A 21,941-nucleotide genomic window follows, 5' to 3' on the forward strand; every position below is an offset into this window, starting at 1 on the left:
ATTATTTAAGATAAAATATCTACAGTTACGCGTTTATCGCTCTTGACTGCTGCAGATGTGACCACTGTACGGAGCGCCTTGGCGATCCTGCCTTGCTTGCCGATGACCTTTCCTACATCATCTGGATGTACGGACAGCTCATAGACAATCAAATGCTCTTTCTCCACAGCCCGTACCGTCACATCTTCTGGATGATCCACTAAAGCCTTAGCAATTACTCCAACTAATTCTTCCATAGAGGACCCTCGCAATCAGTCATTATTTCTGTTGCTTAAGCTCATGAAACTTCTTCATCACGCCTGCTTTGGAAAGCAAGTTGCGGACGGTATCAGATGCTTGCGCACCTGTTTGAAGCCATTTAAGAGCTTTTTCCTCATCGATCTTAACTACTGCCGGTTGTTCAATCGGATTATAATAACCGATTTCCTCGATAAAACGACCGTCACGAGGGGACCGGGAATCGGAAACCACTACACGATAGAAAGGCGCTTTATGCGCTCCCATTCTTTTTAGACGAATACGTACTGCCACGAAAAATCACCTCCTTATAATAGTTTCCAACATTAGTTGGTCAGACATTCAAGATCATTTAAAAGGGAATTTCAGCCCTTTTCCACCACCAAGACCTTTAAGCTGCTTCATGGCATTTTTCTTGGAGGCTTTGCCGCCTCCGCCCATCATGCCGGAGAATTGCTTCATCATCTTACGCATCTCATCAAATTGTTTGATGAGGCGGTTGACCTCAGCGACTGAGGTTCCGCTGCCGGTTGCAATACGCTTGCGGCGGTTATGGTTAATGATCTCAGGCTGTTGCTTCTCCGCCTTAGTCATAGAATGAACTATGGCTTCAACGCGTCCCATTTGCTTATCGTCGACCTTTAAATCTTTAATGCCCTTGGCTTTGTTCATACCCGGGAGCATATCAAGAATTTGATCGATAGGGCCTAGCTTCTTCACCTGATCCATTTGCTCAAGGAAATCATCGAACGTAAACTCTGCATTACGCATCTTACGTTCCATTTCTTTAGCCTTGTCAGTATCAATGTTCGCCTGGGCTTTCTCAATCAGCGACAGCATGTCGCCCATACCCAGAATCCGCGAAGCCATACGTTCCGGATGGAACGGCTCCAGCGCGTCGATCTTCTCCCCTAAAGCGGCGAATTTGATCGGGCAACCGGTAACAGCTTTTACTGACAGTGCAGCACCACCACGGCTGTCGCCGTCGAGTTTCGTCAATACGACCCCTGTAAGCTCAAGCTGCTTATTAAAGCTCTCGGCTACATTCACGGCGTCTTGACCTGTCATAGCATCTACTACAAGAAGTACTTCATCAGGATTTACAACATTGTGAATCTGCTTGAGTTCTTCCATTAGTTCTTCATCAATATGCAGGCGGCCTGCAGTATCGATAATAACATAATCAAGTCCGTTATCCTTCGCATGTTGTACAGCTTGTCTGGCAATTTCTACCGGACTAGTCTGATCACCAAGTGAGAATACAGGAACCTTAATCTGTTCTCCCAGCACTTGCAGCTGCTTGATAGCAGCAGGCCGGTAAATATCTCCCGCAACCAGGAGCGGACGATGATTGCCCTTCTGTAACAGCTTAGCCAGCTTACCTGAAGTGGTTGTCTTACCAGCCCCTTGTAGACCCGCCATCATAATGACGGTCGGCGGCTTGTTCGACTTGGCCAGCTTCGCTTGGCTTCCGCCCATCAGCTCGGTTAGTTCCTTGTTGACGATGTCGATAATTACCATGCCAGGCGTAAAGCTGTCCATGACTTCCTTGCCGATGGACTTTTCTTTCACCTTAGCCACGAATTCTTTAACTACCTTAAAGTTAACATCGGCTTCCAGAAGGGCTAACCGCACTTCACGCATAGCTTCGTTTACGTCTTCTTCGGATACTTTACCTTTACCGCGTAGCTTGCTGAACACATTCTGCAATCTTCCGGTTAAACCTTCAAACGCCATATGCAGATTTCTCCCTTCATGCTACTCTAACCTCTGCAAGCGATCCACGATCTCCGCGAACCGAAGTTTATATTGCTCAGGCAGCATCCCATTCTCCGGCAGTCTGCGCAGCTCTTCTAAATATTTAGTACGACTCTCATGTTTCACTAATAGTCCAAGTTTTTCTTCATAATTCTCAAGGACTTGCTCAGCCCGCTTAATATGCTCATAAACAGCTTGGCGGCTGATTTCAAATTCAGCGGCAATCTCTCCCAAGGAAAAATCATCGTGAAAATAATATTTAAGAAACGTTTGCTGCTTATCTGTAAGCAGTCGTTCATAGAAGGCAAAAAGCAAATTGATACGATTCGTTTTCTCGAGCCTATTCTCCTGACTCATTAAGGACAACCCCTTCGTCAAGGAAAAACACTTTACACCTTCACAACGTCCCTTATGATACCTAAAAGAAAGAGAGATGTCAAGCACTTTTGCTTGTCATCTCTTTCTTTATTAAAAATCCATATTTTCCGCGATAAATCCGCTTGAAATTATTGGATTGGCAGTACATAAATCAATATGGCGAAGAAATGTGTGACACTGCCTGCAAGAACAAATACATGCCAGATCGCGTGATGGAACGGAAACCCTCTCCATACATAAAAAACTGTACCTAGAGTATAAAGCACTCCGCCAGCCATCAGCAGAATCATACCACCGTCCGCTACCACTGCCGATAGAGGATTCCAGGCGATAACAATCAGCCAACCCATAGCAATGTAGAATACCGTAGACATGAACAAGAACTTTTTAACAAAAAACGCTTTGAAGAAAACGCCAAATACTGCGATTCCCCATATAACACCAAATAAACTCCAGCCAAGTGTTCCCCGAATAGCTACTAGCAAAAAGGGTGTATACGTGCCTGCGATAAACAGATAAATAGAGGAGTGATCGAAAAATTCGAACAAATCCTTCGCCTTGCCCTCTTTGAGACTATGCACAAGTGTTGAATTGAGATACAGAAGCAGCATTGTCGTTCCATAAATGGAGAAGCTGACTACATGCCATGCCGTTCCTTTCAGACTTGCAAAAACAACAAGCAGGACAAGTGCAGCGACGCTTAATACAGCTCCGATCCCGTGCGTAATCGCATTCGCGACTTCTTCTCTCCGGGTGTAGGTGTGAGTATTTGCCATATCCATATCCTTCCGTCTAAGCTTTCTTTCTATTATACCACGCGGACCTCACTGGATTACAGTTTGTAAATCTCCGTGTATTTCTCCTCCAAATAATCAGCCAGATAATCTGGACTGAGCGGCTCACCTGTTACTTGTTCGATAATTTGCGAAGGGGTCAGGCTTTTTCCGAAACGGTAGATTTTTTCTGTTAACCATTCTTTAATCGGCAAAAGATTTCCCGCAGCAATCAATTCATCGAAGTTCGGCAGCTCCTTGCGGAGTGTATTCAAGATTTGGGCAGCATACATATTTCCCAGAGAGTAGGATGCAAAATATCCGAAGTCTCCACCGGACCAGTGCACGTCCTGCAATACACCAAGCGCATCATTAGGCGGTGTAATACCTAAATATTCTTGATATTTAGCATTCCATACCTGAGGCAGATCTTTGACAGATAGACCTTCATTAAAAATAAGCTTTTCGATCTCGTAACGCACAATAATGTGCAGATTGTATGTAAGCTCATCTGCTTCAATTCGGATGAATGAATTTTCCACACTGTTAATAGCCCGGTAGAAATCCTCTACATCTACATTCGCAAGCTGCTCTGGGAAATGCTGCTGCAGATCACCGTAATAACGTTGCCAGAACGCACGGCTGCGGCCGATCATATTCTCCCATAGTCTCGACTGAGATTCATGAATCCCCATCGATGCGCCTTGAGCCAGTGGTGTTCCCACTAAATCTTGGCTGATATTTTGTTCGTAAAGCGCATGTCCACCTTCATGCAGTGAGCTGAAGACGGCGCTAGTCACGTTATCAAGTAAATAAGCGGTCGTAATACGAACGTCACCTGGATTCAGCCCTGTAGCAAAAGGATGCACACTCTCATCCAAGCGGCCTGCGTCGAAGTCATAGCCCATTTGCTTCAGAATAAAGTTACCAAACTTTTGTTGCTGCTCTTTAGGGAAAATCTGCTGCAAGAAGCTGGTATCTGGTTTATTGGGTGAAGCAGCGATAGCTTCCACTAACGGAACCAAGCGGCTGCGGAGGCGACTGAACACTTCATCCACCTTTTCTACCGTGAGATCAGGCTCATACATATCTAGTAGCGTATCGTAACGTGTGCCATTTACACCCCAATAATCGATGAACTCTTGTTTCAGAGCTACGATTTTACTCAAATAAGGTTCAAATGTAGCAAAGTCATTGTTCTCCTTAGCTTCTTCCCAGATTGTTTGGGAATGAGCAGACAGGACAGCGTACTCTTCAAATCTTTTGGAAGGAATACTCTTACTGCGCTCATACTCTTTGCGGCAATCGTTGACGATCTTTTGTTGATTAGCTGTAAGCTGGCTCAACACTTCTGGACGGCTGAAAAATGCTGTGAAGTCACCCATCTCCTGTGAAATCTCAAGTCTGAACAATTCTCCACTCAGCATCCCAATCGTACCGGAACGTACTTCTACTCCCTTACGCGGTGCACCTGTGCGCAAATCCCAGTGCATTAATTCTATGGCCTCTGAATATCCACTAATTTTTGCTAATAACTCGCTGAATTGTTCCCATCGTTCCTTAACTTGTTGTTCCATTCTACTCCACCTGCTTTCTCTGTTTTACAGACTCCTCTTGATGATACTTTTTTGAATGAGTATAATCAACTTCAGAGATTACATCTCTAATTTTAAATATTTAATGAGTTACATAAGAAGCAGAGCATGCTTCGAACAAAAATCAAGGAGCGTGAACAGGGCTATGATGATTCAAGTTACACCTCTCGCAGAAAGGAAGTTGAAGGAAAGGCTTGGAGATCAGCCAGGATTTTTCAAGCTCTTTTATGATACGGTAGGCTGCGGGTGTGACGGAATTAATGTGTTACTGATTGTTTCAGAAGTGGAGCAAGGCGATTCTAGGATAGAGACGAATTCTCTTCCCTTTATCGTAAGCCGGCAACAGGAAATCTTTTATGAAGACAAGATGCGACTCGATGCAGAGGAACGTTTCTCTTCCTATAAGCTGGTCAGTGATTCTCAGATTTATGGTAACAATATCATGGTAAGAGATATGCGCAACGTAAGTACAATTCAAGGAATTTAAGGGAGGAAGCTAATATGAGCCACGTATCAGAAATTATTAACTTTAATAAAAGTTTTGTAGAGAATAAGGACTATGAAGCTTATTTAACCAGTCGTTATCCTGACAAAAAAATGCTGATCATCACCTGTATGGACACTAGACTCGTTGAATTATTGCCGAAAGCCATGAATTTCAAAAATGGTGATGTCAAAATCATCAAAAATGCTGGTGCGGTTATTTCTCAGCCTTTTGGTAGTGTTATGCGTAGTGTAATGGTAGCTCTATATGAACTAGATGCTGAAGAAGTAATCGTGGTTGGACACTATGAATGCGGTATGGCCTCCCTCAATGCGGACCATATGATCAATTCCATTAAAGAACGTGGAGTATCTGAAGAAGTGCTGTCTACACTGGAGAATTCCGGAATCAAACTTACAAAATGGCTGCGTGGGTTTGACAATGTCGAAGAAGGGGTAATTCAGACTGTGGACCTGATTAAACGTCATCCACTGCTTCCCCCTAATGTACCTATCCATGGCATGATCATCGATCCGGCAACCGGAGCGCTTGAGCTTGTCGCTGATGGGTATAAGTAACGAATGACGACTCTCTAACTGCTGTTTGCGTGGATCCTGGATCCACGCTTTTTTTGTGCATAAAAGTATAAATTATGATAAATAAAATTGAAACCTTGTGGGGCATGTCTGCGTATTACCGACCATACACAAAAATTCATGCTCACAGGAGGGTTTTCGTACTAAATGAAACCAATGAAACGCGTAATGATGATTCTAATGGCCTTCACTCTGTTTTTTGCAGTGGTTGCTCCAGACTTTGCCGATGCACGTCGAGGTGGCGGCGGATTCAAATCCGGCACTCGCAGCTATTCAACAACCCCAAAAAAATCAACAACAACAAATAACATCAAAAAAAGTGACAGCACTAAAAGTTCCACAGCAGGATCTGCTGCAAATACAAAACGTGGCTTCTTCAGCGGCGGCAGCTTAATGAAAGGCATGATGATCGGTGGTTTGGCCGGATTATTATTCGGTGGAATGTTTGGTGGAATGGGAGCTTTTGGTGACTTCCTAGGCTTTGCCGTTAATATGCTAGCTATCTATGTATTGGTTATGCTCGTGATGTCCTTCTTCCGTCGTAGAAAAGAACGTCGCCGCTTAGAAGAACAGGATGGTCGTTACTAATGTCTACAATTGTTCTAAGCATGGATGAGATCATCAATGCCCTCTGTCTGCACATGGCGGAACGAAAGGCTGTTCGTCCAGAGGATGTTCAGGTAGAACTGAGCTGGGAAGAAGATACCGGTTACTCTGCAGAGGTTTGGGTACAGGGCCGCAGTCAATTTCTAGTGGAGTCCAATATGATTGAAGCGATCCTGCGTTACATGCTCAGTGAATATGGTGTTCGCGCCTATCGTGAAGATGTAAGACTGGACCTGGATGAGGAAATCACAGCGATTGTAACTACAGGGAACTAATGATAGTAAAAGGGACAACCCGAGGGGTTGTCCTTTTTTGATATAACGCTATTCATAGAAATATTGCTTTACCGTCCCTACTCCGTCTGCCACTTCAATTTCTGCATAAGCTCCATTAATAAAAGTAACCTGCGGCGGGACATGACCACAATCGATATCATAAACGATCGGTACCTTAAGCTCTTCGAATAGTTCAGCATAGATATCCTCGGCAGTATAGTTATCCACAGGCCGATTAGCTGGACTTCTGCCAAACATAATCCCCGAACAATTCTCAAACCACCCTGCCAGCTTCATCTGCACTAAAGATCTGCGTAAATCCGCTGTGTTCAATTCACAATTTTCCAAATACCAAACTATAGGTTCGTCATGAATCATTTCTTGCTGAAAATGCTGGAGCTTTCCATAAGGTGTGCCGATCAAATGCCTAATTACATCTATACAACCACCCAACAGACGTCCTTTCATCGTTACAGCATCTGTAGTTAGAGACTTCCAATAAGTCTCCTCTGTCAAATGAAAAACGCATGGCGAAGGCACATCATGCTGCCATTCCCGCTGATATTTAAGAGATGAATGCTGCACAATGGACTCACCCACTGGTGTCTCTAGAACCGCATGCCAGAGGGCTGTAGTATCATCCGAATACTCTCCCCGTAAATCAATGAGATTCGCTCCGTGGGCAGTAGCCAACCCGGTTGTCAGCGTGACCGCAAGCAGCAAGACGCTTATATCTGAATATCCCACGATCCATTTGTCCTGCAAAGCATCAAAATCAATAAACTCCAGAGCTTCAATTAACAATTCCCCGCCCCAAGGCGGAATAAGGACATCGATTCCATCATCTTTGATCATCTCATTAAACTCATGACCACGAACATTTGCTGGTGCAGATTTAGCCTTATCTTGCTTCCATGCCGTTTCGCCGATAATGACATTAAATCCTTGCGACTTCAACCGGCTGGAGGCCAGTGTAAGAAGTTCTGCATTTTGAATGCCTACTCCAGATGAAGGTGCTGTAACGCCTATCGTCGCATTTTTTTTCAAAAAAGGGTATCTAATCATATGCCACCTCCCAGAGTTTGTACCCATTATATCCCTAAAGTGATAATGAGAACACCTTCTTCTAACACATACTTTACGCCTAAAAAAAAGGACCTGGCTGGATGCGTCAACGTATGACCGCAAATCCCGCACATGTCCTTCTTCAATTAAACTCAAGCACTAGATTAAAGAGATAGCAAGCAGTTCAAACAACACAAGCGGTAAAATCACATTATTATTGTATGGGGGACCTGGATAAGGTCCTGGATATGGGCCAGGTCCCGGGCCCGGATGAGGATGATACGGCTGATGAGGGTTGTAAAACCCGCGGGGCATTTGCCCATTAGCTGCAACATTCAGATACAAGTGTTTATTATCTACTCCGGCTATAACGCCTTCATGTACAAAGCCATCTATTGTCTGTACGTTCACCTTATGGTTAAGGTATGGCTTGCAAGATTGATGTAAAGAATCACGGACACCGTGCAGGTGCTGGATCACAGCAGGATCGGCCTGATAAATCACATTTTGTTGCTGCCCAGTGTTAAATGTCGACATGGATGTTCTGACCTCCGTAAATGGATTTGCTCCATTCTATGCAGAAGCCTAGATTACGGTGCCTATTAAATGGGCTATTCTTAGAATGGCAGAGCGACTTTCTCAACCTTAACATTTACGGAAACTAGAGACAGTCCCATCATATTTTCAACAGCATTTCTTACATTTTGCTGCAGCATATAGCAGACCTCTTGAATCACACATCCGTAATTAACTATGACCTGAAGATCGATGGCAACATCCACTTCTTTTACTTCAACGGACATTCCTTTTTTTACATTTTTACCGCTTAGACGTTTAGCCCAGTTGTCCGAGATACTGCTTCCTGACATGCCGGCAATACCCGGTGTGTCCAGAACCACTTGCCCGACGATCGAAGTCACCACATCATCTGAAATATGAATTAGTCCTTGCTCCGTTCCTTCATTCATAGAAATCCCTCCATAATGTTTTATTAACTTATGAGATATCAGAACTCTCCTCTACCTCTATCTCTACCCGGCGTTGCTTGACAAACAAATAATAGGCCTTGGTCAAGACGATTTTAACAATCATATACAGCGGAATAATCAGTAAAATCGCAATGATCCCGCCTAAATCGCCGCCAACTAATACCAGAATAATCGTAGTCAGTGGATGAATATCGAGCTTTTTCCCAAAGATGTAGGGAGCGATTAAATTATCCTGTATCTGCTGCGCTACCAGAACAATGATGATGGACCAGACGGCAATAGACGGTGATTGAATGAATCCGATGATAAAAATAGGGATACTAGACAGTATCGCTCCAATAAAAGGCACGAAGTTCATCACAACTGCGATTACAGTCAACAGCAATGCATATTGCAGGCCAATAATAAGGAAACCAATATACATCAGAACGCCTAAGGCCAAATTAACAAGCACCCGGCCCACGATAAAACCACTAAGCGCACTGTCGATTTCAGTCATCATTGTAGTTCCTTCTTCACGATACTTCTTTGGAAAGAAACTTACAATCTTACGTCCGAATTTCCCACCTTCCTTAAGCATGTAGAATAACATGATCGGAAAGGTGAATAAAATGATCGCAAAATTCGAAACAAAAGAGAACAGTCCTGAAACGTAATTCGTTAACAGCGTAAACCCTTTATTCAAATAATCCGTCAATGTGGAGGCTGGATTCGCATCAGCAGGGATCAACGCAGACAGAAATTCATTATCTTCTAGTTTCAATAGCTGTTGATTCAAGGAGGCAATGAGATTCGGCATATTATCGACGAAATTAACTAATTGTGTGCGAAGTGAAGGCCAAACGCCGATAATAAAAGCAAACAGAAGCACTAAAATAACTACATATACGATGATAATCGCCAAAGAACGATTCAGCTTATATTTCTCCAAGGTATCGATCAGTGGCCGCAGCAGGTAATAAAAGAAACCCGCCAGCATTAAAGGCACTATAATGACACTGAACAAAGACAGGATCGGTGTGAATAAAAAATCTACGCGTGAGCCTAAAAATACAATGCCTAACACTAAAAGGATCGCTAGACAAACTCTGATGAAATTGTTCAGTTTAGCCATACTTTCTCTCCCGTCTTCTGATTTGGATGTCTTCCAGCTCGTTATTTCGGAATCCGGATGGTGAATACCGTAGGTTCCTTCTTTGAGTGACTGAGATGAAGCGTCCCCCCCATTTTCTCTGTATTTTTCATAGCTATCGAGAGACCTAGCCCTGTTCCTCCCGAAGCTGTCCGCGCTTTATCTCCCCGAACAAACGGATCAAACATTGTGGACCACAGTTCTTCTGGAATACCCACTCCAGTATCAGCGATTTCAATCATGACTTCTTTCTCCAAAGGGATCACCTCCACACGCAAATGTGTACCTGGAGGATTATAGATCAGTGCATTGGAGATCAAATTATGAACCACACTCGAGAGCAGCTCCGCATCAAAGTTCAAGAACACATCCTCTTCGGGAACATTTAGATGCAAAACAAAGTTCTTTTGTTCAATCTCTCCGTACGTATCTGCAATGATTTCACGAATAAATTCGCCCAGTTCTTGATGCTCCATTCGTAGCAAGAAATCCGGTGAATCTATTTTTAACAGCTCCAGCATGTTCTGAATCAGCTTAGTAACCTGTGAGGATTTATTATAAATATAGCTTAAATATCTTTTTTGGCGTTCGTCATCCTCGCCTCTACCCTCTACAAGCGCCTGTGCAAAGCCCTGTATACTCGTTATCGGCGTCTTCAGATCATGGGACAGATCAACCATCATCCGTTTCTTACTTTCCTCTGCCTGGCGTTTTTCTTTGGTCGTCTTTTCAATTACGTCTGCCATATAATTAAAAGTCTCTCCAATTTGCGAAAATTCCTTCTCTGCATATAAAGCGATTCGAGTATCATAATTCCCCTGAATCATCTGCTTCAACCCAAGCGTGATGATACGCAGTGGTTTCCTGATTCGCCGCGCCACCCAATAGCTGTACACGATAATTAGCAAAAGAATCATTCCCACACCCAAAAAGACGTAGTATGAAAGCGAATGATTAAAGTAGGCCACGAAGGGATCACTATTAATGGTGATGGTGATAGCTTCCCGCGGCAGCTTCAAGAGCAGCCACTCCGATTCGCTCTGAGCATTTAGCGTGGTCAACGAGTAAAAGTAAGCTTGATCTTCTCCATTTTCCAAACTTTTTAAAAGCTGGTTACTGGTATATTGGGTTACACCGTCTTTTTTTTCTCCAACAACCTTGGTGACCTTCATGTCTTGATCCAAGACCTCGATCCATCCCCCGCTCCGCAGAAGACGTTTGGTTTCTATCCCATGCTCCAGATTATCTCGATAAGCACTAGCTTCCACCTTCAAATCAGGATCAGCGATTTTATTTTTTTCAAAAATATGGGTCACATCAAGATTAATAAACAAATAATATACAATCACGAGAAAAAACAAAATACAGATAAACAACAAAAAATCCAGCGTCAGCGATGATTGTAAAGGTCGTTGATCTCTATTGCTCCATAGGCGCTTCAATTTTGTATCCCAGCCCTCTAATAGTCTTTAAATATACTGGCTTTTTGGAATCTTCCTCAATTTTTTCCCGGATATTGCTGATATGTACCATGATACTATTATCTTCGTACACATAGAAATCTTCCCACACGGCCTCATATATTTTTTTGCGTGTAAAGACTCGTCCAGGCTGCTTCATCATTAGTTCCAAAATTTTGTACTCGGTAGAAGTAAGCACCACAGGTTCACCTGAACGATAGAGCAGACACTGGCTTTGATCCAGCATTAATTCACCTAATACAATCTGTTCAGCTTCTTTTTCCTCAACGACTTGCGCATCGAAATGATGTACACGCCGCAGCAGTGCTCCAACACGGGCTACTATTTCTAATGGATTAAACGGTTTGGAAATATAATCGTCGGCTCCTAGTTCAAGACCCAGAATTTTGTCATGATGTTCGCTTTTGGCGGATAAAAATAACACTGGAAAATGATGCACCTCGCGGATCTTTTTCAATAATTGCAGTCCATCCAGACCCGGCATCATAATATCCAGAATTGCCAAATCAACTTTATGGTTCCGTACCTGCGTTAAGGCTTCAGTACCACTGTTTGCTTCCAAAATGGTGTACTCTTTCTCTAAATATAATCTTAGCAATTCTACAATTTCTGCTTCATCATCAGCGATCAATATTGTATACATGATAATCCCCCCATCTAACTATATTCTGTGATTATTAACAGAGCCTAAACACAATCTAAAGAATAGCTAAATTATCACATAGTAATAAAATAAAAATCGCACACGGGAAACCGTCCCATGTACGATCGTAATTTGTCTGGATTGTGAGGATCACTACTTTAAAAAGCTACGCCAATTCCGCCTTCCCCAGCATAGGTTCCCATAACCGGACCCATGCTTGAGAGTAAGACTTCTTTGAAGGGATGCTTTAGTAAAATGCGTTCTTTTATCTCGAGTGCCAGCTTCTCACAATTACTGTGTACAATAGCGATAACCGCTTTCTCGTAATCATGCTGCTTCTCATCCAAATGCGCTAGCAGACGATTCAGTGCTTTTGGAAGACCCCGGGTCTTCTCCACTACTTCGACAGTGCCTTCTTCGCTGATTTTGAGCAGCAACTTTATATTGAGTACAGACGCTACGGCTCCCGAGAGCCGACTTAGACGTCCGCCTTTCATTACATTCTCCAGAGTGTCCAGCGTAAAATAAGCGTTAACTTCCTCTATCTGCTGAAGTACCTTTTCCTTGAGCTCTTGCAAGCTTGAACAAGTTAAGGACCACTGCGCCGCCAGGCCGACAATCAATGACAGCCCGCCTGAGAAGTTTTTGGAATCTATAACCTCTATTGCATTGGTATGTCCTTCATCCTTATACATTTCCATAGCAATCATAGCCGTCTGATAAGTGCTACTAATATTAGAGGACATACAAATGACCATAATGTCAGTTCCCTCCTCCACTTGCTTGAACTTCTCAAGGAATTCGTTGGGACTTGGACTAGCTGTGGTAGGCAGCTCCTTGGATTCGCGCATTTGAGCATAAAAGTTTTTCGTGTCCGTATCAGCCGGCATTAACTCATGCCCAAAATGAACCGGTAGGTGGATCACGGAAACATTATACTTCTCCATGTAGTCAAGGGGTAGGTCTGAACCGCTGTCTGTTATGATCTTGATTGCCATAATATAAGTACTCTCCTTTCAATATCAGTACTATTATAGCCACCATAAAATGAAATCTCCAGTAACCTTTATAACTTGAAAAATTCTTCGATCTGTGTTATGTCTTTCTTCCTTAACTTGTCCTTATATGATATGGTTTATGAATAAGCGTATAGAAATGGAGTGTATGTATGAGTAAGGGTAGAGTATGGAACAGAGGCAAACATGATGGTACAGGACTATCGAGGAAAAAAACCGTAGATCAAGAGGGTGCAGCTTCTACTGAAACTGAATCCACAGAACCTTCGAATGAACCTTCCAATTCAAGAATTGATACCGTAAAACCGATGAATCGCACGAATTGGGTGACCAGACCCACCCGTGTCAGCAATAAAGATTCGAAAGACAAACGATAATTCATACATTCTAAGATTTGAGGACCCAGATGACGTTATTGGCAAATTTCCAGCCTTTTGAGTAGAGTTTCGGACTCCAGAGCCGTTATTCCGTAGAATGAGGTTCATATATGGTGTCTTTAGTGCCATTAGTGGCTATACGGTCCGTTAGCATCCCAAATGCGGAATAAAACTGCGTTTAAGGTCATCTGTGTCCGATAGTTATCTTTGTACATGCAAAAGTAATAAAATCCAGCGAACAACAAAAAGGGTTGTCCCAGTAGCCATTTCATCATTTCATGGCTTATGGAACAACCCTCTTCTATTTTCTACGCCATATATCCTAACTCCGCTTCATCTCTGGAGGGGGCTTCGCCAATTAACTGCTTCAATAGTTTTTTCATCATTACCGAAGCCTTTACTTTGGTATGAAGACACGGAGAAACCTCTATTTCATAGTTCCCTTGTTTGATAGCTTCCTTCAATTCTTCCACAGTTGAGCAGGAGTCTTGCAGACGATTCACAACACTGCCATATTGCAAACACTGATGACTGTCACTGCCAGCAATCACAGGCACACCCAACTTCTCAGCAAAGGGCGTGATCAGGTTCTTATAAGTCTCCACCCCCTGCATGTAAATATCCTTAGCGTTGAAATCAAAAGCGTCTAATCGCTGAAGCAATGCCGGATCCAGTTGATGTAAAGGCGTAGAAGTTCGGAAGGGGTGGGCTCCGATTTTCCAAAGATTATGTTCATCGGCCATATCAAGCAACTGCTTAAAAGGTATGAAATTCCCCTCCTGCGTATGCTCATCTAGTAAAGCGCGGACAGCTAGAACATTCTCCTTCAGTCCGATCAAGAGGATATGACCTGTCTCCGCGATATCCACTTCCATGCCTGGAAACAGTTTAAGTCCGTTCACATCGTAATAATGCCCGTTATAGGGATAAGTCTGATCCAGCGCATCATACATCACAAAGAAATTAGAAGTATTAAAATGCTCGGTCAATGCTACAGCCTGTAATCCATTTGCCTTGGCTTCGAACATCATCTCCGCAAAATATTCGGGGGAAAACGTAGATTTTTTAGATAATTTACCATGGGTATGCAGATCAATATTCATCATGTCTAATTCGTCTCCTTTGAGCTTGTAAGTTATGTTAATACACCAGTTCAGGGTAGAGATAACCAATACAGAATATCAAGATGACATAAGCAGTGGATCCGGATAAAAAGTACCAGTCGGACCGCTTCATTTTCAAATAAGATAACTTGATCTTCTTCACTTTCTTATTATTAAGGCCGTAGCTAAATCCCCGAGTCTCAAGTGCTTCAATCGTTGTTCGAGAACGTTTAGCTGTGTTCAACATGAGCGGGTAAAATGCCAGAATGACGATTCGCAAATAATACGTGATTGTTCGCCAGTAGAAAATTCCATGTTGAAGCGGTCGTTGCCCTCTCAATCTAAAGGAAAGTAGAATTTGATGGAATTCCTCCAGTAAAGTAGGCAAAATACGATAGCCATAAGATAAGCTGAATGCAAAAGTATCAGGGATTCCTAAAGACAGTAAGCCGTCACTAAGTCGTTCCGGATCAAGACTAGAGAAAACCGTTATACTCGCCAGCGAAATCACCGAAAGCTTAAGCGTCAGTGTCAGCATAGGCAGCAAGGATTCAATCCCCCCGCCGAAAAAAAGCGACAATATAAACATCCAGCCAATCTGGCTGATTAAGCCGAGACATAATATAAAAATAATATAAGGGCTGACCCGGGAGAGGACGGTCGTTAAAACCATAAGCACGAACATCCCTAACAGGATTGTCCGGTTATGTACAAACCAAGGCACGATGGCAAAAAAGAGATACCAGAGCAGCAGAGTTCGCGGGTCCAGCCTGCCCAAAAAAGTACTGCTGCTATTATATGCGGTTCCGAGCAACTCCAATTTGATTTGTTCTACAGATATACGGTCAAGTGCCCGTTTAACGGCTTCCATGGATTGCAGCTACCTCCTTCTTTTCCACTAAACTCACAAACTCTTCTAAGCTACTGCAAATTCTAGGGAGACCGAGCATACGACTTAGCTCCATCAATTGGGTCTGAGCCAGACCCGCACGCCGTAAAAGAAGGCCGTCAGCGAAAATTTCATCCTTCGTCCCATCCGCAATTATCCGCCCTTGATGCATTACAATTATTCTGCTGGCCCATTCAGAGACAAGCTGCATATCATGAGTTGCGATGACGACCGTCTTCACATGATTACGAAGCGTCTCCAGCACATGTACCATTTCTTGTTTGGTCGAAATGTCCAGATTAGCTGTCGGTTCATCAAGCAACATGATAGCAGGCCTAACCGCGGCACCAATCGCCAAGGATACCCGGCGCTGCTGCCCTCCACTTAGCAGTCGGGCATCCCGTTCAGCCAGCTCGCTTAAGCGAAATGCCTTTAGCATCTCATCCACTCTTCCATCCGTATCTGGTAGTTTCCGCGCCTTCAGATAATAAGCAATTTCCTTACGCACAGAATCCTCGATAAACATTTCCTCCGGATTCTGGAATACGTAAGCTACCGTACCGGAGAGACGTTCAGGCGGCAGCCCGTTCACCGTCATTTCTTTAACCTTTACGGTTCCAGCTGTAGGTCTGACAATACCAGCAATCAGCTTCATTAATGAAGATTTACCTGCTCCGTTGTTGCCAATAAGAGCAATGGACTCTTCCTGCCCCAGTTCTAGCTGAATTCCATTCAGTACAGGATGCAGCACCTTATGAATCGTACGGTAAGAGAGGTGAACATTCTCCAGCTGAACGATAGAATTTCCTTCTTTTGCAGCTATGGGGAGCTGCTCTTGCATACGTCCGATTGGAAGTGTCTCCTTGGCATCCTGACGAAGCGTCATGCGGGTACTGCCTTCCTCAGCATTTAAGGGAAGCAGCTTTGACTTCTGATCATCAGGCTGTAGCAGCCAAGCCGCCCGGGTCACATCCGGTGGGTATATGCCCAGCTCTAGCAATTCTTGTACAGATGACAAAGCTTCACGCACAGGCTTCTGCCAGCGCATTTCCCCCTGATCCATCAGGACAACATTTTTGCAATAATCCGCAATAAATTCCGCATGATGCTCAATCACTACAATGGTCTTTCCATGCTCCTCATTCAAACGCTGCAAAATATCATAGATATGACGGGCATGCTGCGGATCCAGCTGGGCTACGGGTTCGTCGATCACCAGAATTTCCGGATCCATAGCTAGGGCTCCAGCTAGAGCGAGCAGATGTTTTTGCCCACCACTTAACTGCCAAATAAATTCATGCCTCAAGTCACTAAGTCCGGTTAGCGCCAGCGCACGCTCTCCCCGTTCCTTGTAATCCGTAAACCCATAATTTAGAGGTGTAAAAGACACATCATCAAGCACAGTCGGTCGTACCAATTGATTCTCGAAATCCTGATAAACATAACCGATACGTTTGGACAGCTCTGCTACACTTTTTCCATCCGCAGATTGGCCGCAAACTGTCACCTCTCCACTGAAATCACCAGTGTAATAATGTGGAATTAAGCCGTTAAAGCATTTGCAGAGAGTAGATTTCCCGGAGCCATTACTGCCGATGATCGCAATAAAATCCCCTTCTCCCAGTCGTAAGTCTACGTCTTGCAGTACTGGTTGTTCAGCTCCCGGATACGTAAAGTTAATTTTGTTCAATTCAAGAATTGTATTACGCATCTGCTTGACCCGCTTCCTGTCTTTTTCGTGCCGAACGCCGAAGCAGTGCAATAATCGCCGTTGCCGCTACTACAGCCGCCACCAACATACTGAGCCAAATCAAGGTCTTTTCATTCGATTCCGCCCCTGCAAGCTCAAAATCACCGAAGTTCCAGCCCGATTCCGATAACAATTCCGAACCCACTGCTACCATCACTAGAAAGGTTCCGGCAATGACCAGCTTAGGAGATAGCCACGCTCCTGTTGCATATTTCATATTCCGCTCACGCGGTTTCATGCCGAGTAATGGTTCAATTTTTCCATATAAACGCGGAACCAGATACATGGTAGGAATTAGCGCGAACAAAATGCCGGAGAAAAGGACATCCTTCAGGAACCCTACTCCCTCAATTACAACGATACTTTCTGCCAGCCCTTTAACAGCCTCTAGCTCTTCTACCCCTACCCACACCTTCACAATATCTATAATGGAGCTAAAAAACTGGTGAATCGCCACGCCGGTAATCGCAGCCACTCCAACTTGTCTTCGATTTTTCGGATCAGACACCATACGGCCTGCGGTGTACATCGCCAGTGAGAAGGTAATGAATTTCTCCAGCTCCCCTAAACCTCCAAATTGGCCTAACATCAATTCCCCGAAGATTACCTCACCAACAGCTGCTCCGACCGCCGCATATAAGGGGTGAAACAACATACATAATGTCAAAGGAATGAAGGCGAAATATTCAATGGATAATTCAATCGGGCCCAGTTTGATCCCAGGCACTAGCTCGGTAAACATATTGGACAACCCGTAAAGCGACATCGACAGTACAAAAATCATCATTTTTTGTGACTGAGTCAGTGTGTAACGCGTTTTTATCGTGCTCATGAAATATTTGGCCTCCCAATAAGAATTTATCTTCATTATAAGAAGGCCATGTCATCACAGCTTTTTTCATTTGTTAAATGAGAGTAATATTTTTTTCAATATTTTTAACGTTGTAAAAATATTTACAACATATTCACACGTTATATTCTATCTATCGCATCATCATAGGAGGATTGAGAGATTGTATAAAGATTGGAACCACCGCGCTTTTTCGCCTAATCAACGGATAATTGCCGACTTTATTCAAAAAAATGAGCAACGTGTGGTCTATATGACCGAACAAGAAATGGCAGACGAGCTGCATTTGAGCATCGCCTCCGTTTCACGGTTCTGGAAAGCTGCGGGATACAAACATGCCAAAGATTTTAAAAACCGGCTCCGTTTCCGCTTTGAATCCACACCTTCTGTAAAAATGCGTGATGCCATGCAGCGATCAGACGATACCTCACTCCCTCAACTGCTGCTGGACAATTGTTCACATCATTTGCAAGAAACACGCCGCTATTTAAGCGACGATGTACTAAAGCGTGCAGTAGATGCGATATCTACAGCTCGGATTATTTATGTATACAGCCCTGGACCTTGCGCCGGATTAGCAGAGCTAATGATCTATCGAATGGCGCGTTTTGGTCTTCAAATGAAAAAAATGGCCCCCAGCGGCCATGAGCTGCTAGAGACCTTAATGCATGCTGACAAACAAGATGTCTTGCTTGTCTTTGGATTTGTGCAAATACTGCCTGAGATTGAAGTCATACTGAACCATGCACGTGAAGCAAATTACCAGGTCATCCTGATCACAGATAGACTTGTATACCCGCGATCCCAAGATGCAGATATCGTAATTTATGCGGGGAGAGGTGAGGTTTGGGAGTTCCATTCCATGGTTGGCCCCACCTATATTATTGAGAATCTGATCCTTGGAGTGGGATTAGCGAATAGGGACAGTAGTCTAAGCAAGCTGGATAAATTGCAGCAATTGCGCGCGCAGTATGGGGGGAAGCTCCCGCGGAGTTAGCTTTAGATTTGACTGCAAGGAGAAGGGAAATTTAATTCATTCCTAAAGCTTCTTTAATTTGTGGGATAGATAAACCGTTTGCTTTCATTTCTTTGATCCAAAGAATGCGCGCGACGGTTTCTTCTCTTTTATATCTGCGTGTTAAATTCTCCTCTGCCTGTTCAAAGGGCAGCATGCCTTCTTCTGTATAATGTTTGAGTGTACTATAACGAGCATTTGTGATTCTTACTAATTCCCCTATCGATACATATTCTGACGCCATAATATTCTCCATGGATCGTTGTCTAGACATTGATAACCAACTCCTTTACAGCGGGCGCTTCGGAATAAGACGCACACCTTGAATTGGCACTTTCATCATTACAAAATGTGGGATCGCATCGTAGAGCAAATTATCAATTTTAAGAGTCGCAATCGATCCTCTCTCCAGCACCTTAACTTCATGTCCATAGGACATTAATCTTGTAATAACTGCGTCTAACCTTTGATTAGAATTATCAAACCAGGACTCTGTTTCTATAAAGACAGCTCGTGATCGCTCCAGGGCAGGGAAGATAAGATTGATACTACTGCCGATAAAGGTCTTCGCAAACTTTGTCTTCAATGCTAAAAAACGTTTGATACCTAACTCAACTCCCTGGCGAATTTGTATAGGAAACAGCGCCTTTGCCCATATGTTACTTTGGTATAGATCATGTAATTTGATATTCACCTCTTCTAATTCGTTCAGCGAGAAGAAATCATGCATACATCCACATTCACGAAGTAGCCATAGCATACAAATGACCTCATCTGTTACTGGGCCCTCTTCCAAAATCTCTGCCCGCATATTCTCTGTAATGCTCGTGTACGCCTCCATATTACTGCGATAGGCTCTAATTTCAACTTCAGCAGAATCAAAATACATGTCGCTCCCTATCAGGCTTGGTATATCTTCAAGCAAATTCATTGCTTGAAGATAATCTGAAATCGCGGTTTCGAACTTTTTTAATTGATGGTTAGACTTCCTCGAAGCCTTCTTTAACCACCAATTTAAGTCACCCGTTACCTCAGCACTATTATGAAGTAAGGGTTGTAGAACAGTTTCTCTATAGAGTGTTGAATGAGATTGATCAAGTGCTTCCTTGTGCAAAGTTAACTTGTTCTCAGATTGTGTAAAACATCCCTCTAAGTAAAGCTCCAATATAACCGCTGCTGCCATGCAGCGCAAAGACACTTTCTTAACAGTAGTCATCTGAAGACTTCTCTGTGCATTAAGCGCGATCAATGAAAAACTTGGTGCTAATTTAAGATCCATCATAACCATCCACCCCTATCCATTAATTCGTATTTACAGGATGATATTTATTCCGTATGGTGAGCGTTTGATTTACTTACTACTTACTACTTATCACTTACAATACACCATCTTTACAATAATTGTCAATGGTCTGGAATAACGTAAAGAAGGCCCTGCCCTTAATGGTCAAGCCCCGATTTTACAGGCACCAAAAAAAAGACCCTAGGCTATAAGCTGCTTCTGGTAATCAACCAGGGTATCTTAGAAATAGGAGGATCAGTTCTAACGGGAATTTATGTAGCCAATGAAGCAATTGGAGCCTCCGGCTGGTCACAAAAAAGAAGTCGCCTTGTAAAGCTAAATAAAGAAGGCTGGCCATGTGAGCCTGCCTTCTTTATTCACTCAGATCAATAAGTAATTTGGTTAACTCTAGATTTTCAACCTTGTCTTCTTTGACGACAAAGGCAAGGGAAGGGAAGGATGATAGAATCCTTCGTCAAGCTTGGTAACGTTCACCCAATAGTTAACAACACCATCTACTTTCTTTTCGCTGCGGGATGCCTCAGGGATAGCCGCAATGATATCCTTTTCACTGCTTCTGATACCGATATTTTTATCCGTCCTAAGCGAAGAAAGAGAGCTAATCGGTATATCAACTACGCCTCCGACTGGCTTAGTTTCTCACTACGGTAAAACTGATCGTCAAATTATCTTTTTCATATAACCAGCGCATGTTAAGAGGTTCCCCCCACTTCCGTCATCCGTTTCGAATAAATTCCCGCTCCGCTTTTTTCAAATGCTTTAATGAATTTTCGAAAGAATATGGAAACTTAGTCCTAAGTTTAGAGAGTTTTTCAACCTCTCCCATAGCGATAGCTTCCTTAATAGCAGGAACCAACTTCGCTTGAATAATGCCCCAACTTTCTGCCTGAAGAAGTTCGTCTATCAACATATGCGGTTTGGAATGATATTGTTCAATTTTTGTTCTCCTCTTCTCGATTTCTACCCTCTAATAGCTCTATCTTTATTTTTTCAAGACATAGCTTCTCCCTTAGAGTGTATAAGTTCATCCTTATGTTCTAATACTTCTATTATCATAGCAGCCCCCGTCTGAATCCGAGAGTATAGGCGGAAGCGGATGAGATAGAGTTCTGCATGCCACTCAGATCCAAGGCTTGTTCAATCATAGTAAAGTCTTCTATAGATAACTTTGCTTTTAGGATGTCCATAAACTCTGAGATTAGCTTGGAGTTCTGTATATACTCGGGATCGCGTAAACACAAAAGTTCACTTGGACAGATTTTCCCGTAATATAAATCCTCCAAAAGACTCACCAGTCATCCCTCCCAAATCATCTCTTCAATCATCTTAGCGAATTTATCGCTAAAAATAAATAGCGAATAATTCGCTAAGATATGCTTGCCTTGGAGGTGTTTAGTATGTATCAACGTATCCGAGATTTGCGTGAAGATAAAGATTTAACTCAAACCCAAATGGCAGAGTATTTGCAATGCAGCCAGAGGATTTATAGTAATTATGAACGCGGTGATGTTGATATTCCCACGGCCATTCTGATTAAGCTAGCAGATTATCATAAGACGAGTACGGACTATTTACTAAACAGAACGAACCAAAAAACTCCTTACTCTAAAAGTTAAATTAAAAGAA

The 21,941-nt window shown here is 43.2% G+C and carries 28 protein-coding genes; 7 read left to right on the forward strand and 21 right to left on the reverse strand.

Features of this window, described 5'->3' with window-relative positions:
- Nucleotides 1-5: 5 nt before the first annotated feature.
- From NYE58_RS23015 to NYE58_RS23040, 6 genes are all read right to left on the reverse strand, one after another.
- Nucleotides 6-236: a KH domain-containing protein gene (locus NYE58_RS23015; RefSeq protein WP_036688600.1), complete on the reverse strand. Its 231-nt coding sequence runs from the start codon at nucleotides 234-236 to the stop codon at nucleotides 6-8.
- A 22-nt stretch (nucleotides 237-258) separates the two neighbouring features.
- Nucleotides 259-531 (reverse strand): 30S ribosomal protein S16, encoded by a 273-nt coding sequence (rpsP, locus tag NYE58_RS23020; RefSeq protein ID WP_036688604.1) that lies wholly within the window; start codon nucleotides 529-531, stop codon nucleotides 259-261.
- Between the two features lie 54 nt (nucleotides 532-585).
- Nucleotides 586-1,974 carry a signal recognition particle protein gene (gene ffh / locus NYE58_RS23025; RefSeq protein WP_036688607.1) on the reverse strand — a complete coding sequence of 463 codons (1,389 nt, stop codon included), beginning with the start codon at nucleotides 1,972-1,974 and terminating at the stop codon, nucleotides 586-588.
- A 21-nt stretch (nucleotides 1,975-1,995) separates the two neighbouring features.
- A complete protein-coding gene (ylxM, locus tag NYE58_RS23030) occupies nucleotides 1,996-2,352 on the reverse strand; it encodes a YlxM family DNA-binding protein (protein WP_036688609.1) in 357 nt (118 codons plus the stop codon).
- Nucleotides 2,353-2,501: 149 nt separating this feature from the next.
- Nucleotides 2,502-3,149: a PAQR family membrane homeostasis protein TrhA gene (trhA, locus tag NYE58_RS23035; RefSeq protein WP_036688612.1), complete on the reverse strand. Its 648-nt coding sequence runs from the start codon at nucleotides 3,147-3,149 to the stop codon at nucleotides 2,502-2,504.
- A gap of 56 nt (nucleotides 3,150-3,205) precedes the next feature.
- Complete coding sequence (locus NYE58_RS23040) at nucleotides 3,206-4,723, reverse strand: carboxypeptidase M32 (protein WP_076276193.1); 1,518 nt, start codon at nucleotides 4,721-4,723, stop codon at nucleotides 3,206-3,208.
- Between the two features lie 163 nt (nucleotides 4,724-4,886).
- Between NYE58_RS23040 and NYE58_RS23045 the strand changes: the two genes are divergently transcribed.
- The 4 genes from NYE58_RS23045 (at nucleotide 4,887) to NYE58_RS23060 (ending at nucleotide 6,702) form a co-directional block, all read left to right on the forward strand.
- Nucleotides 4,887-5,228 carry an iron-sulfur cluster biosynthesis family protein gene (locus NYE58_RS23045; protein ID WP_076127099.1) on the forward strand — a complete coding sequence of 114 codons (342 nt, stop codon included), beginning with the start codon at nucleotides 4,887-4,889 and terminating at the stop codon, nucleotides 5,226-5,228.
- A 14-nt stretch (nucleotides 5,229-5,242) separates the two neighbouring features.
- Complete coding sequence (locus NYE58_RS23050) at nucleotides 5,243-5,803, forward strand: beta-class carbonic anhydrase (protein ID WP_036688619.1); 561 nt, start codon at nucleotides 5,243-5,245, stop codon at nucleotides 5,801-5,803.
- A 174-nt stretch (nucleotides 5,804-5,977) separates the two neighbouring features.
- Entirely contained in the window at nucleotides 5,978-6,409 is a 432-nt protein-coding gene (locus NYE58_RS23055) for a hypothetical protein (protein WP_081383222.1), read from the forward strand.
- Nucleotides 6,410-6,417: 8 nt separating this feature from the next.
- A complete protein-coding gene (locus NYE58_RS23060; protein WP_341004291.1) occupies nucleotides 6,418-6,702 on the forward strand; it encodes a YxcD family protein in 285 nt (94 codons plus the stop codon).
- Nucleotides 6,703-6,750: 48 nt separating this feature from the next.
- Here the strand turns inward: NYE58_RS23060 and NYE58_RS23065 are convergent, their stop codons facing one another.
- From NYE58_RS23065 to NYE58_RS23095, 7 genes are all read right to left on the reverse strand, one after another.
- Complete coding sequence (locus NYE58_RS23065) at nucleotides 6,751-7,767, reverse strand: S66 family peptidase (RefSeq protein WP_076218233.1); 1,017 nt, start codon at nucleotides 7,765-7,767, stop codon at nucleotides 6,751-6,753.
- A 159-nt stretch (nucleotides 7,768-7,926) separates the two neighbouring features.
- Nucleotides 7,927-8,304: a hypothetical protein gene (locus NYE58_RS23070; RefSeq protein ID WP_341003095.1), complete on the reverse strand. Its 378-nt coding sequence runs from the start codon at nucleotides 8,302-8,304 to the stop codon at nucleotides 7,927-7,929.
- Between the two features lie 80 nt (nucleotides 8,305-8,384).
- Complete coding sequence (locus tag NYE58_RS23075) at nucleotides 8,385-8,735, reverse strand: Asp23/Gls24 family envelope stress response protein (protein ID WP_036688625.1); 351 nt, start codon at nucleotides 8,733-8,735, stop codon at nucleotides 8,385-8,387.
- A 28-nt stretch (nucleotides 8,736-8,763) separates the two neighbouring features.
- The gene (locus tag NYE58_RS23080; protein ID WP_076276190.1) at nucleotides 8,764-9,870 is read right to left on the reverse strand and encodes an AI-2E family transporter; all 1,107 of its coding nucleotides are present in this window, start codon (nucleotides 9,868-9,870) and stop codon (nucleotides 8,764-8,766) included.
- 41 nt (nucleotides 9,871-9,911) lie between these two features.
- Complete coding sequence (locus tag NYE58_RS23085) at nucleotides 9,912-11,330, reverse strand: sensor histidine kinase (protein ID WP_076218234.1); 1,419 nt, start codon at nucleotides 11,328-11,330, stop codon at nucleotides 9,912-9,914.
- The gene (locus NYE58_RS23090; RefSeq protein ID WP_143761880.1) at nucleotides 11,308-12,015 is read right to left on the reverse strand and encodes a response regulator transcription factor; all 708 of its coding nucleotides are present in this window, start codon (nucleotides 12,013-12,015) and stop codon (nucleotides 11,308-11,310) included. Before NYE58_RS23090 ends, NYE58_RS23085 begins: the two co-directional genes overlap by 23 nt.
- 155 nt (nucleotides 12,016-12,170) lie before the next feature.
- Nucleotides 12,171-13,010 carry a DegV family protein gene (locus NYE58_RS23095; protein WP_076218235.1) on the reverse strand — a complete coding sequence of 280 codons (840 nt, stop codon included), beginning with the start codon at nucleotides 13,008-13,010 and terminating at the stop codon, nucleotides 12,171-12,173.
- A 170-nt stretch (nucleotides 13,011-13,180) separates the two neighbouring features.
- On the opposite strand from NYE58_RS23095, the gene NYE58_RS23100 reads away from it, so the two are divergent.
- Nucleotides 13,181-13,405, forward strand: a complete 225-nt coding sequence (locus NYE58_RS23100; protein WP_076190853.1) for a hypothetical protein — start codon at nucleotides 13,181-13,183, stop codon at nucleotides 13,403-13,405.
- Nucleotides 13,406-13,713: 308 nt separating this feature from the next.
- On the opposite strand, the gene NYE58_RS23105 is transcribed toward NYE58_RS23100, so the two are convergent.
- The 4 genes from NYE58_RS23105 to NYE58_RS23120 are packed head-to-tail and all read right to left on the reverse strand — an operon-like array spanning nucleotide 13,714 to nucleotide 17,979.
- On the reverse strand, nucleotides 13,714-14,511 hold the full coding sequence (locus NYE58_RS23105; protein WP_305954096.1) for a PHP domain-containing protein: 798 nt from the start codon (nucleotides 14,509-14,511) through the stop codon (nucleotides 13,714-13,716).
- Nucleotides 14,512-14,545: 34 nt separating this feature from the next.
- A complete protein-coding gene (locus NYE58_RS23110; protein WP_076100351.1) occupies nucleotides 14,546-15,379 on the reverse strand; it encodes an energy-coupling factor transporter transmembrane component T family protein in 834 nt (277 codons plus the stop codon).
- On the reverse strand, nucleotides 15,366-17,108 hold the full coding sequence (locus tag NYE58_RS23115; protein WP_076276187.1) for an ABC transporter ATP-binding protein: 1,743 nt from the start codon (nucleotides 17,106-17,108) through the stop codon (nucleotides 15,366-15,368). The genes NYE58_RS23110 and NYE58_RS23115 overlap by 14 nt, the downstream gene beginning before the upstream one ends.
- Nucleotides 17,101-17,979 carry a cell division protein FtsQ gene (locus tag NYE58_RS23120; protein ID WP_341003098.1) on the reverse strand — a complete coding sequence of 293 codons (879 nt, stop codon included), beginning with the start codon at nucleotides 17,977-17,979 and terminating at the stop codon, nucleotides 17,101-17,103. The genes NYE58_RS23115 and NYE58_RS23120 overlap by 8 nt, the downstream gene beginning before the upstream one ends.
- Nucleotides 17,980-18,160: 181 nt before the next feature.
- Here NYE58_RS23120 and NYE58_RS23125 point away from each other — a divergent pair, with 181 nt between their 5' ends.
- The gene (locus NYE58_RS23125; RefSeq protein ID WP_076276185.1) at nucleotides 18,161-18,994 is read left to right on the forward strand and encodes a MurR/RpiR family transcriptional regulator; all 834 of its coding nucleotides are present in this window, start codon (nucleotides 18,161-18,163) and stop codon (nucleotides 18,992-18,994) included.
- A gap of 31 nt (nucleotides 18,995-19,025) precedes the next feature.
- On the opposite strand, the gene NYE58_RS23130 is transcribed toward NYE58_RS23125, so the two are convergent.
- From NYE58_RS23130 to NYE58_RS23145, 4 genes are all read right to left on the reverse strand, one after another.
- Nucleotides 19,026-19,286: a helix-turn-helix domain-containing protein gene (locus tag NYE58_RS23130; protein ID WP_036688642.1), complete on the reverse strand. Its 261-nt coding sequence runs from the start codon at nucleotides 19,284-19,286 to the stop codon at nucleotides 19,026-19,028.
- Between the two features lie 15 nt (nucleotides 19,287-19,301).
- Nucleotides 19,302-20,294, reverse strand: coding sequence for a hypothetical protein (locus NYE58_RS23135; RefSeq protein ID WP_076276184.1), 993 nt, complete (start codon nucleotides 20,292-20,294; stop codon nucleotides 19,302-19,304).
- 736 nt (nucleotides 20,295-21,030) lie between these two features.
- Nucleotides 21,031-21,225, reverse strand: a complete 195-nt coding sequence (locus tag NYE58_RS23140) for a hypothetical protein (protein WP_076190844.1) — start codon at nucleotides 21,223-21,225, stop codon at nucleotides 21,031-21,033.
- A gap of 142 nt (nucleotides 21,226-21,367) precedes the next feature.
- Nucleotides 21,368-21,607, reverse strand: coding sequence for a DUF6809 family protein (locus NYE58_RS23145; RefSeq protein ID WP_076276183.1), 240 nt, complete (start codon nucleotides 21,605-21,607; stop codon nucleotides 21,368-21,370).
- Between the two features lie 105 nt (nucleotides 21,608-21,712).
- Between NYE58_RS23145 and NYE58_RS23150 the strand changes: the two genes are divergently transcribed.
- Entirely contained in the window at nucleotides 21,713-21,931 is a 219-nt protein-coding gene (locus tag NYE58_RS23150; RefSeq protein ID WP_076100339.1) for a helix-turn-helix domain-containing protein, read from the forward strand.
- Nucleotides 21,932-21,941 lie beyond the last annotated feature (10 nt).

The sequence above is a fragment of the Paenibacillus sp. FSL L8-0708 genome (assembly GCF_038009325.1).
In the GTDB taxonomy this organism is placed as follows: Bacteria; Bacillota; Bacilli; order Paenibacillales; family Paenibacillaceae; genus Paenibacillus_AQ; species Paenibacillus_AQ odorifer.

Excerpts from the sequence above, each read along its gene's own strand:
- NYE58_RS23150 (WP_076100339.1), top strand. The coding sequence starts at position 21,713 with ATGTATCAACGTATCCGAGATTTGCGTGAAGATAAAGATTTAACTCAA.
- NYE58_RS23095 (WP_076218235.1), bottom strand. The coding sequence starts at position 13,010 with ATGGCAATCAAGATCATAACAGACAGCGGTTCAGACCTACCCCTTGAC.
- NYE58_RS23050 (WP_036688619.1), top strand. The coding sequence starts at position 5,243 with ATGAGCCACGTATCAGAAATTATTAACTTTAATAAAAGTTTTGTAGAG.
- ffh (WP_036688607.1), bottom strand. The coding sequence starts at position 1,974 with ATGGCGTTTGAAGGTTTAACCGGAAGATTGCAGAATGTGTTCAGCAAG.
- NYE58_RS23135 (WP_076276184.1), bottom strand. The coding sequence starts at position 20,294 with ATGATGGATCTTAAATTAGCACCAAGTTTTTCATTGATCGCGCTTAAT.
- NYE58_RS23070 (WP_341003095.1), bottom strand. The coding sequence starts at position 8,304 with ATGTCGACATTTAACACTGGGCAGCAACAAAATGTGATTTATCAGGCC.
- NYE58_RS23105 (WP_305954096.1), bottom strand. The coding sequence starts at position 14,511 with ATGATGAATATTGATCTGCATACCCATGGTAAATTATCTAAAAAATCT.
- NYE58_RS23120 (WP_341003098.1), bottom strand. The coding sequence starts at position 17,979 with ATGAGCACGATAAAAACGCGTTACACACTGACTCAGTCACAAAAAATG.
- NYE58_RS23015 (WP_036688600.1), bottom strand. The coding sequence starts at position 236 with ATGGAAGAATTAGTTGGAGTAATTGCTAAGGCTTTAGTGGATCATCCA.
- NYE58_RS23100 (WP_076190853.1), top strand. The coding sequence starts at position 13,181 with ATGAGTAAGGGTAGAGTATGGAACAGAGGCAAACATGATGGTACAGGA.
- NYE58_RS23080 (WP_076276190.1), bottom strand. The coding sequence starts at position 9,870 with ATGGCTAAACTGAACAATTTCATCAGAGTTTGTCTAGCGATCCTTTTA.
- NYE58_RS23045 (WP_076127099.1), top strand. The coding sequence starts at position 4,887 with ATGATGATTCAAGTTACACCTCTCGCAGAAAGGAAGTTGAAGGAAAGG.
- NYE58_RS23040 (WP_076276193.1), bottom strand. The coding sequence starts at position 4,723 with ATGGAACAACAAGTTAAGGAACGATGGGAACAATTCAGCGAGTTATTA.
- trhA (WP_036688612.1), bottom strand. The coding sequence starts at position 3,149 with ATGGCAAATACTCACACCTACACCCGGAGAGAAGAAGTCGCGAATGCG.
- NYE58_RS23130 (WP_036688642.1), bottom strand. The coding sequence starts at position 19,286 with ATGTCTAGACAACGATCCATGGAGAATATTATGGCGTCAGAATATGTA.
- NYE58_RS23065 (WP_076218233.1), bottom strand. The coding sequence starts at position 7,767 with ATGATTAGATACCCTTTTTTGAAAAAAAATGCGACGATAGGCGTTACA.
- NYE58_RS23110 (WP_076100351.1), bottom strand. The coding sequence starts at position 15,379 with ATGGAAGCCGTTAAACGGGCACTTGACCGTATATCTGTAGAACAAATC.
- ylxM (WP_036688609.1), bottom strand. The coding sequence starts at position 2,352 with ATGAGTCAGGAGAATAGGCTCGAGAAAACGAATCGTATCAATTTGCTT.
- NYE58_RS23140 (WP_076190844.1), bottom strand. The coding sequence starts at position 21,225 with ATGTTGATAGACGAACTTCTTCAGGCAGAAAGTTGGGGCATTATTCAA.
- NYE58_RS23115 (WP_076276187.1), bottom strand. The coding sequence starts at position 17,108 with ATGCGTAATACAATTCTTGAATTGAACAAAATTAACTTTACGTATCCG.
- NYE58_RS23075 (WP_036688625.1), bottom strand. The coding sequence starts at position 8,735 with ATGAATGAAGGAACGGAGCAAGGACTAATTCATATTTCAGATGATGTG.
- NYE58_RS23055 (WP_081383222.1), top strand. The coding sequence starts at position 5,978 with ATGAAACGCGTAATGATGATTCTAATGGCCTTCACTCTGTTTTTTGCA.